At 63.2% G+C, this 9,107-nt stretch carries 9 protein-coding genes and 2 pseudogenes; 5 read left to right on the top strand and 6 right to left on the bottom strand.

What is annotated here, in order from left to right; translation table 11 throughout:
• On the top strand, positions 1–857 hold an 857-nt coding region (locus RMO57_RS19030), incomplete at its 5' end, for a CorA family divalent cation transporter (RefSeq protein ID WP_310389337.1).
• On the opposite strand, the gene ybeY is transcribed toward RMO57_RS19030, so the two are convergent.
• Complete coding sequence (gene ybeY, locus RMO57_RS19025; RefSeq protein WP_310389335.1) at positions 854–1,297, bottom strand: rRNA maturation RNase YbeY; 444 nt, start codon at positions 1,295–1,297, stop codon at positions 854–856. The genes RMO57_RS19030 and ybeY overlap by 4 nt on opposite strands.
• On the bottom strand, positions 1,294–2,307 hold the full coding sequence (locus RMO57_RS19020) for a PhoH family protein (protein ID WP_310389334.1): 1,014 nt from the start codon (positions 2,305–2,307) through the stop codon (positions 1,294–1,296). Before RMO57_RS19020 ends, ybeY begins: the two co-directional genes overlap by 4 nt.
• A 1,016-nt stretch (positions 2,308–3,323) precedes the next feature.
• Between RMO57_RS19020 and RMO57_RS22050 the strand changes: the two are divergent.
• The 4 genes and pseudogenes from RMO57_RS22050 to ruvB all read left to right on the top strand — a co-directional run.
• Positions 3,324–3,911, top strand: a pseudogene (locus RMO57_RS22050) (sensor histidine kinase); the annotation flags it as partial.
• Positions 3,912–4,056: 145 nt separating this feature from the next.
• Positions 4,057–4,710, top strand: a complete 654-nt coding sequence (locus RMO57_RS19010; RefSeq protein WP_310389331.1) for a response regulator transcription factor — start codon at positions 4,057–4,059, stop codon at positions 4,708–4,710.
• 30 nt (positions 4,711–4,740) lie between these two features.
• Positions 4,741–5,313: a Holliday junction branch migration protein RuvA gene (gene ruvA, locus RMO57_RS19005; RefSeq protein WP_310389329.1), complete on the top strand. Its 573-nt coding sequence runs from the start codon at positions 4,741–4,743 to the stop codon at positions 5,311–5,313.
• Entirely contained in the window at positions 5,310–6,365 is a 1,056-nt protein-coding gene (ruvB, locus tag RMO57_RS19000; RefSeq protein ID WP_310389327.1) for a Holliday junction branch migration DNA helicase RuvB, read from the top strand. The genes ruvA and ruvB overlap by 4 nt, the downstream gene beginning before the upstream one ends.
• Positions 6,366–6,464: 99 nt before the next feature.
• Here the strand turns inward: ruvB and RMO57_RS18995 are convergent, their stop codons facing one another.
• The 4 genes and pseudogenes from RMO57_RS18995 to RMO57_RS18980 all read right to left on the bottom strand — a co-directional run.
• Positions 6,465–7,415, bottom strand: coding sequence for a porin (locus RMO57_RS18995; RefSeq protein WP_310389325.1), 951 nt, complete (start codon positions 7,413–7,415; stop codon positions 6,465–6,467).
• A 194-nt stretch (positions 7,416–7,609) separates the two neighbouring features.
• Positions 7,610–8,257, bottom strand: a complete 648-nt coding sequence (locus tag RMO57_RS18990) for a histidine phosphatase family protein (RefSeq protein WP_414896458.1) — start codon at positions 8,255–8,257, stop codon at positions 7,610–7,612.
• 4 nt (positions 8,258–8,261) lie between these two features.
• A complete protein-coding gene (locus RMO57_RS18985) occupies positions 8,262–8,585 on the bottom strand; it encodes a DUF1840 domain-containing protein (protein ID WP_310389324.1) in 324 nt (107 codons plus the stop codon).
• A 57-nt stretch (positions 8,586–8,642) separates the two neighbouring features.
• Positions 8,643–9,107: pseudogene (locus RMO57_RS18980) on the bottom strand (EAL domain-containing protein); the annotation flags it as partial.

Below are 9,107 nucleotides of genomic sequence, written 5' to 3'. Positions count from 1 at the left end.
TGATCTTTCGCCGCCTCGCCGCCGCGCCGGGCAGCGAGGGTTTGTTTGTCGACGAGGAACATGGCACGCTGGCGACGGCGCAAAAAGCGTTGCGCTCGATTGACACCAGCCCGGTCGGTTTTGCGGTGTTTGACAGCGTGCTGCTGAGCGTGCACCCGACCGACTGCGCGGTGCGCGACTACTTCGCCGCCAAGCTCGGCGCCTTGACCGAGGGCCGCGATCTGCGCGGCAGCTCACGCCTGCCCAGCAGCTCGGCTGAGCTGATGCTGCGCATGGTCAACCATATGGTGGACAGCTATCTGGAGCTGCGGCGCTTGCTGACGCGGCAGATGGCGGCCGTGCAGCATGCGCTGATGGACTCGCAGCGCGAGTTCCGCGACTGGCCGCTGCTGCTGGAGTCTCGCGATGCCTTGCACCGGCTGGAAGACACCTGCGAAGACCAGCGCAGCGCGATACAAGAATGGATCGATGTGCTGGACGACTGGCCGACCACACAAGACAGCGCTGGCCAGCGCGAACGCGAGCTGCTGCGGGTGCGCTCGCGCGATGTGTTGGAGCATATCGAGCGGGTGCTGAGCCATGTGCGGCGGATGGAGTCATCCGCCGAATCGGCCGTGCAGATGCACTACTCGGCGCTCGGCCACCGCACCAACAACATCATGCGCATGCTGACCGGGCTGACGGCGATCTTCTTGCCCTTGAACCTGATCACCGGCTTTTTCGGCATGAATTTCGACAGCCTGCCGTTGATCCACCGCGCCACCGGCGTCTGGGTGGCCTTGGGCGCGATGGGGCTGCTCGCCGTGCTGATGGGCGCCTTTTTCTGGCGCAAGCGTTACTTGGGAACTAGACGTTAGGCCAGATAAGGGTCGGCAAACCCCAGCGCTAGCATGATCTCGCTCTCGCGCCCTTCCATGCAGGCGGCCTCGTCGTCCTCCTCATGGTCATAACCCTGAGCATGCAGGGCGCCATGCACCAGCATATGGGCATAGTAGGCGGCGATGTCGACGCCGGCCTCCTTGGCCTCGCGCTCGACCACCTCCGCGCAAATCACCAGGTCAGCCGTCACCACCGGCTCATGGCTGTAGTCAAAGGTCAGCACATTGGTGGCGTAGTCCTTGGCGCGGAACTCCAGGTTCAGCCGCTGGCCTTCCTCGGCGCCGACGATGCGCACGGTCAATTCGCCCGGCAACTCCAAGGCCGCACGGATCCAGCGCGCGACCTTGTGGCGGGGCAGCAGCGCCCGGTGCCGCGGGTCCGCGAACTGCAGGGACAGGCTCAATTCGGGCTGACTCATGCGGCCACTCCCTTCTTCATCTTCAATTTTCCTTCAGCCGCCGTGCGCGCCTCATAGGCCTCGACAATCCGCGCCACCAGCGGATGGCGCACCACGTCGGCGCTGGTGAAATGGGTCATCGCGATGCCGTCCACCTTGGCCAGGACTTTTTCGGCATCGACCAGGCCGCTGGTCGCGCCCTTGGGCAGGTCAACCTGGCTGGTGTCGCCGGTGATCACGCATTTGCTACCGAAGCCGATGCGGGTCAGAAACATCTTCATCTGCTCGGGCGTGGTGTTCTGCGCCTCGTCCAGGATCACAAACGCGTTGGTGAGCGTACGGCCGCGCATAAAGGCCAGTGGCGCCACCTCCAGCGTGCCTTTCTCAAACGCCTTGGTGACCTTGTCAAACCCCATTAACTCGTACAGCGCGTCATAGAGCGGACGCAAATAGGGGTCGACCTTCTGAGCCAAGTCACCCGGCAAAAACCCCAGCCGTTCACCGGCCTCGACCGCCGGCCGGGTCAGGATGATGCGCTGCACGCTATTGCGTTCTAACGCATCAACTGCGCAGGCCACCGCCAGATAGGTCTTGCCGGTGCCGGCCGGCCCGAGGCCGAAGGTGATGTCGTGGGCGAGGATGTGGCGCAGGTACTGATGCTGCAGCGGCGTGCGGCCGGCCAGATCGGCGCGGCGGGTGCGCAGAACCAGGGCCTCGGGCGGCTGCTCGGCCGCACTTGCTACCGCTTGCCGGCGCTTCTTGGCCACGCCAAGCTCACCGGCCGCTTCGGCCAGGGCGAGATGCAGCAACTCGGGAGAGATGGCGCGCAGGCCGCGCTCGTAAAGGGTTTGCAGCAGCTGCAGGGTGCGCGCAATCGGCGCCTTCGGGCCCTCGATACGGAAATGCGCATGCTTGCGCGTGATGCTGACGCCCATGGCGGCTTCGATCTGGCGCAAATGCCCATCCAGACTGCCGCACAGATAGGCCAGGCGCTGGTTGTCTATCGGGGCAAAGTCATGGCGAAGAATCATGGCGGCCTTGCTTTGTAGCTGTGAGGTGAGTACGCATTGTCGCCCGCGCAAGTCAGGGGGAAGGGGCGCAGGAAGATGCGTAGGAAGAGGCGTAGGAAGAGGCGAGGGAAGAGGCGACGGAAGAGGCGGCGCGCGCGTCCTGCACAATCGCGCCCATACGCCGCTTGTTAGATGAATTCAACATCATGCTCAGACCGCTTCAATTGATTCGCAGCGCGGCCATCGGCGCCCTGCTGCTACCGGCCGTTTTGCTGGCTCAGCCGCTGGCCGCCTCGCCGCTGGCCAATAGCAGCGCCAGCGCCGCGGCCGACTTATGGCTGACGGCCATGCTGCTGATGATGGGCGTCACGACCGCTCTGATGGCCTACCTTTGCCCGCTTGAGCGGCGCCTGCCCTACCTCAGCGGCATGCTGCTGAGTGCGGTGGCCTGGGCGCAGCTGCGCGAGCTCGGCCCGGCCGTGGAGGTCGCCTGCCTAGCGCTGCTGGCCTTTTGCGCCCTGCGCTTTATCCTGCGCCCCTTGATCGCCTTGCCGACCTGGCTGGCGGTCGCCCTGCGCGCCCAACTGGTCGTGGCCCCGCTCAGCGTTTGGCTGCTGGAGGCCGGCCAAATGCCCGGCGCGGACCGGCTCTGGGCGGCCGTGTTGACGCTGGAGCTGCTGTGGGTGATGGCCACCTACACCAAGCTGCATCGCAAGGCGGTTGTGCCCGCCGAGGAGCCGCTGTTTGCCCGGCCCCAAGACCCGCTGCTGCTGCAGGCATTGCTGACCTTGTCAACGCTGGCGGTGCTGGCCCTGCTGGCCTTGCGCCTGGTTCCCGGCCCCGCCGCTGCTGCCGGCCCGATCCTGGTCAAGCAGGGTTTGTTGTGGGCCGCGGCGCTGCTGCAACTGGCTATGGGGCTGCAGGCAACGGCGGCGCTGGCGCGGGCACGCAGGTTGGCCGAGGCTCGCCAAGCGCAGGCCGAGCAAGACATGCACAGCCGGGTCGCCGAAGTTGAACTCAGCTTTGGTACTTTGGTCGAACAAAAGCTGGAACAAGTGACCGAGCGGGAGCGCAAGCGCATTGCTGCCGACCTGCACGACGACTTGGGTGCCAAGCTGCTGACAATTGTTCACACCAGCGAATCGGACCGCATCTCCACGCTGGCTCGCGAGGCGCTGGAAGAAATGCGGCTGTCGGTGCGCGGCCTGACCGGCAAGCCGGTGCAGTTGCTCGACGCCTTGGGCGACTGGCGCGCCGAGGTCGTCTCCCGACTGGGCCAGGCCAATATCCAAGCCGAATGGGAGTCGCCGGCCGAGGACATCATCCACACGCTGCCGGCACGTGCTTACGTGCAAACCACACGGATCTTTCGCGAGGCCGTCAGCAACATCATCAAGCACAGCGGCGGCAGCCATTGCAATATCAGCTGCAAGGTTCAGGACGGTGATTTTCTGATCGTCATCCAGGACAACGGCCAAGGCATACCGGCCGAACTGGACGGCAGATTGGACCGTGGCCATGGCATGGCCAGCATGAAGTCGCGCGCCAAACAAATGCATGGGCAATGCCTGGTTGAGTCGGGGCCGGGCTGGGGAACCGTGATCCGGCTGACAATTCCGCTATAAATTGCGTGCATCCGCCACATCTGCGTCGATTTCTGGCGCTCAGGAACTCGGCTCAACGTCGATAAAGCCTTACCGTGACCACTTGTGAGCAGGCGCAACCCGCGCCCCGCCACAGCGCAAGACCGAGAACGAAGCCGAGAACCCCATGGACCACATCCTGCTGCTTGAAGACATCCCCGAAATCCGCGCCTGGCTGAAGGCGTTGATCAAGCAGGTTTTTGTCAACGCGCAGATCACCGAGTGTTCGCGCGTGCAGGACGCCTTGGCCTTCGTCAACAGCCATCGCTTCGATCTGGCCTTGTTGGATCTGGGCCTGCCGGACGGCTCCGGCGTCGACGTGATCGCGGCGCTGCGGGATCGCCAGCCCGAGGCGCAATCGGTGATCGTGACCATCCATGATGACGACGAGCACCTGTTCCCGGCGCTGCAGGCCGGCGCCTTCGGCTATTTGCTGAAGGAGCAGTCGCGCGAGCTGCTGATCGAACAATTGCAGCGCATGAGCCAGGGCGAGCCGCCGCTGTCGCCGTCGATCGCCCGCAAGGTGATCTCGTACTTTGGCAAGCAAAAGCGCCCGCAGGCCGCAGCACCCCTGCATGAGGTGTCCTTGACCGATCGCGAGACCGAGGTCTTGCTGCGCGTCGCCAAGGGCTTCACCCTGCCGGAAATCGGCGTGCAGCTGGGCCTCTCACGCCACACCATTGCCGACTATGTCAAGCAGATCTATCGCAAGCTCAACGTCTCGTCGCGCGCCGAAGCCGCGCTCGAAGCGCAGCGCCTTGGCCTATTTGGCCGAAATTAGGCATGCTGTTTTCGGCCGGATAATGGGCCGATGATAGGAAGACTCACAGGTGTCATCGCGGAAAAATCGCCCCCGCTGGTCCTCATTGATGTGCAGGGCGTCGGCTACGAGGTCGACGTGCCGATGAGCACCTTCTACAACCTGCCCGGCTTGGGCGACAAGGTCAGTTTGCTGACTCACTTCGTGGTCCGTGAGGACGCGCAGATCCTGTTCGGTTTCTTGACGGCGGAGGAGCGCGCCACCTTCCGCCAGCTGATCAAGATCACTGGCGTTGGGCCGCGCATGGCGCTGTCCCTGCTGTCCGGCCTGTCGGTGGCCGAGTTGGCCCAAGCCGTTGCCAAACAAGAAACCGCCCGCCTGGTCAAGGTGCCCGGCGTCGGCAAGAAGACCGCCGAGCGTCTGCTACTTGAACTGAAGGGCAAGCTCGGACCAGACCTGGCCTTGCCGGTCAGCCTGGTCAACGACAACCAGGGCGACATCCTGCAAGCGCTGGTCGCGCTGGGCTATAGCGAGAAAGACGCTGCGCTGGCTTTGAAGTCATTGCCGAGCGACGTTGGTGTCAGTGACGGCATCAAGATGGCGCTCAAGGCCTTGTCCCGATGAGCATTCAAACCGACGATTTCGCCAGCGCGCCGATCCGCGTCGTTAGCGCGGCGCCGACTTCGCCCAAAGAGGAGGCGATCGAACGCGCGCTGCGCCCCAAATTGCTGGACGAATATGTCGGCCAAACCAAGGCGCGCGAACAGCTGGAGATCTTCATCGGCGCGGCCCGCAAACGTGATGAAGCGATGGACCATGTGCTCTTGTTCGGCCCGCCGGGCCTGGGCAAGACCACGTTGTCCCACATCATCGCGGCCGAGCTGGGCGTCAATCTGCGCCAGACCTCGGGGCCGGTGCTGGAGAAGCCCAAGGATCTGGCCGCCATCCTGACCAATCTCGAAAAGAACGATGTGCTCTTCATCGACGAGATTCACCGCCTCTCCCCCGTCGTCGAAGAAATCCTCTACCCGGCCTTGGAGGACTATCAGATCGACATCATGATCGGCGAGGGCCCGGCGGCGCGCTCGATCAAGCTCGATCTGCAGCCCTTCACGCTGGTGGGAGCGACCACCCGCGCCGGCATGCTGACCAACCCGCTGCGTGACCGTTTCGGCATCGTGGCGCGGCTGGAGTTCTATACCGCCGAGGAGTTGCAGCGCATCGTCACCCGCTCGGCCGCACTGCTGAACACGCCGATGGACGAGGAAGGCGCGATGGAGATCGCCAAGCGCTCACGCGGCACGCCGCGCATCGCTAACCGATTACTTAGGCGGGTGCGTGACTATGCCGACGTCAAGGGCGACGGCCGCATCATCAAGAGCATTGCCGACAAAGCGCTGGCGATGCTGGACGTGGACCCACGCGGCTTCGATCTGATGGACCGCAAGCTGCTGGAGGCCATCGTGCACCGTTTTGACGGTGGGCCGGTGGGGCTGGAAAACGTCGCGGCGGCGATTGGCGAGGAAGCCGGCACGATCGAGGATGTGATCGAGCCCTATCTGATCCAGCAGGGCTTTTTGCAGCGCACGCCGCGCGGCCGCATCGCGACGCTGGCCGCCTTCAGGCATCTGGGCGTCACACCGCCCAAGGCGATGGGGCAGCAATTTGACGAATAACTACTACTGAAGCGCCATTGAAAAAGCGACCCGAAGGTCGCTTTTTTTGATTCTGTAGTGAACGATCAGCCAAGCCCTTCCGGACTTGGCTGCGCGGCCTCAGAAATTGTGGCGAATGCCAGCAGCGAAGGAGTCGAAGTCACCACGATTGGTGTCGTTCGCGTCGATGGCGGTGTAGAAGCCATAGACCTTGGTGCGCTTGCTCAGGTTGTAGTTGTAGCCGAGGGTGTACTGCTTGGCGCCGTGGCCATTGAAACCAGCAGTACCGCCGGACTCGGTGCCACCAACGTTGACGTGGAACTCAGACGCGCCCATCGTGTACATGGCCGACACGCGGCCGATGTTGCGTGTGTTCTTCACGCCCTTCGATGCATGGTCTTCATACTGCCAGTAGGCGCCGAAGGTGAAGGCACCCATTTCATACAGGCCACGAACGGCGTACTGGCTGTTATCGCCTTCCTTGCCGTAACCGGCGCCCAAGTGGACAGGGCCCATGTCATAGTTGGCGGACAGGTCGAACGCGCGTTCGACACCAGGGGCGCCTTCGCCGGCGCTGGCGGTCAACTCGGCAGTGAAGCCAGCATAGTTAGGTGTGAAGTAACCCACCTTGTTGGACTCGCGATAAGCCGTACCAAATGCATACAGGGCATCCGACGAAGTGCCGGTGTCGTGGTTGTGCATGCTGATGTAGTCAGCGGTGGCGAAGTAGGAACCATTGGTCCAACGGCCCAGCTTGACGGCACCGAAGTTACCGCTCAACTGCACGGCAGCTTCACGATTCCAGAAGGCGCTATTGGTTTGCTTGCCGTCGTCCGAATTCAGGCCGTGCTCCAGCAGGAACTGAGCCTTCAGGCCGCCGCCCAGATCTTCCGTGCCCTTGAAACCCAGGCGCGAACTGTTGTTCTGAACCACCACCTTACGGTCATCGCCGTTGAAAGACTGGCTCTCAACCGTTGTATTAATACGGCCCCACAGGGTGACCGAGCTTTGTGCGAATGCGGCGGGTGCGGCGAAGGCTGCAACAGCGGCCACGAGAGCGATCTTTTTCATCGTTTACCTTTGTGAGTTGAACTAGAACTGAGCAAGTACGCCCGGTTTTCTGCGTAATGTGACGCGAGTATAGAAGTGCCAAGCCGGCGCGCCAGTAGGTCGACGCGAAATTGCAACACTTACGGGCGATACCGCGCAGCATGCGGTTCAGCACTTGCCATCGCCCACAGAAACCCAAGCAAATCCTAACGTTTTCAGCCCTGTAGCAGTGACTCCAAATGGCTCGCATCGTGCCAGCCCACCAGGCTGAAGCCCGACTGCGTGTACAGCAATCGATTGATGGCCGCATGGCCAAGCGTCCAAGTGCGGGGCGCCTGCAAGCTCAGGCCGGTCGCCGCCCGGTAGAGGCAATCAAGCACGCCGCCATGGGTGACGATCACGATCGTCTGGCCGGGGTGGCGAGACGCAATGCGCGTCAACGCGGCAACGCTGCGTTGGTAAAAATCAGCCAGCGTTTCGCCGCCCTCGGCGCCGAAATCGGCGTCCCGGCGGCGCCACTGCTCACTCTGACTCGGCCAGCGCGCTTTGATTTGCTCCCAGGTCAGGCCTTCAAAACAGCCAAAACTGCGCTCGCGCAACTGTGGGTCGAGGCGCAACGGGTTTGCTTGCTGATGGACCTGGGCCGCCGCCACGGCCTGCGCGGTTTGCTGGGCCCGCAGCAGATCACTGGCGTAGATCGCGGCCACCGGAAGCTCGCTCAAGGCTTGGCCAAGCAGGCGCGCTTGCGCGGCTCCAAGCTCACTGAGGCCAATATCGGTATGGCCTTGAATTCGTTGGGCCCGATTCCAGTCGGTTTCAGCATGCCGAATCGCCAGCACCTGGGTGGGGCTGTCCAGTGGCATCTCGTCAAACCCCCCAAAACACATCTTGACCCGCTTGCAAGCTGTGGCGCATCAATTCGAGCAAGGGCCACACGCGTTGGCGCAGGCTGATGCCCTCGCGACGCAGTGGCGGCTGGCCGGCGGCGGCAGCCTCGGCCTGCTGCAAAGCAAACGCGGCATCATCGTCGGCCGCCGCCCGCTCAAGGCTGGCCATGGCCTGCGTCAAGGTCGCCACGGCCAACAGTCCCTGGCTGGCGGGCTCACGGCCCAGCAGGGCCAGCACTTGATCGCCCTGCGGCCCCATCATGATGACGTCGGCGCCGGCCTTGGACTTGAATTTGTAGATCATCGCTCGCCCCTGGTTTGGTTAGAGCGCTATTGTGCGTTGCCCTTGTGGCAACTGATCTCAAACCAGCAAGCCACCCAATCGATGCCTGCCCAGACTTGACACTGCTGCCGGGCTGCGCCGCCAAACGCGCTCCTCGAAGGCCTTGGGGTCGAGCGCCGGTGCATACAGAAAGCCCTGGAATTCATGGCAGCCGGCGCGCAGCAAAAATTCGCGCTGCGCCTCGGTCTCAACGCCTTCGGCAATCACTTGCAGTCGCAGGGCCTGGCCCATCTGAATGATGGCATTGACGATGCCCACGTCGCTGGCGTCACCGGGCAGGCCCTTGACGAAGCTGCGGTCAATCTTCAAGCGCTGGATCGGAAAGCGCTTCAAATAGCCCAGGCTCGAGTAGCCGGTGCCGAAATCGTCGATCGACATCGTCACGCCAAGCGCCGCCAAGGCCTGCAGCCTAAGCAAGGCCTATTCGGCGTCGCGCAGCAGAATCGACTCGGTCAGCTCCAACTCAAGCAGCTCGGGCGGCAG

The organism is Roseateles sp. (genome assembly GCF_031397715.1).
In the GTDB taxonomy this organism is placed as follows: Bacteria; Pseudomonadota; Gammaproteobacteria; order Burkholderiales; family Burkholderiaceae_C; genus Paucibacter_A.
Note: the sequence above shows the minus strand (reverse complement) of the source record. Positions and strands in the feature narration are given on the sequence as shown.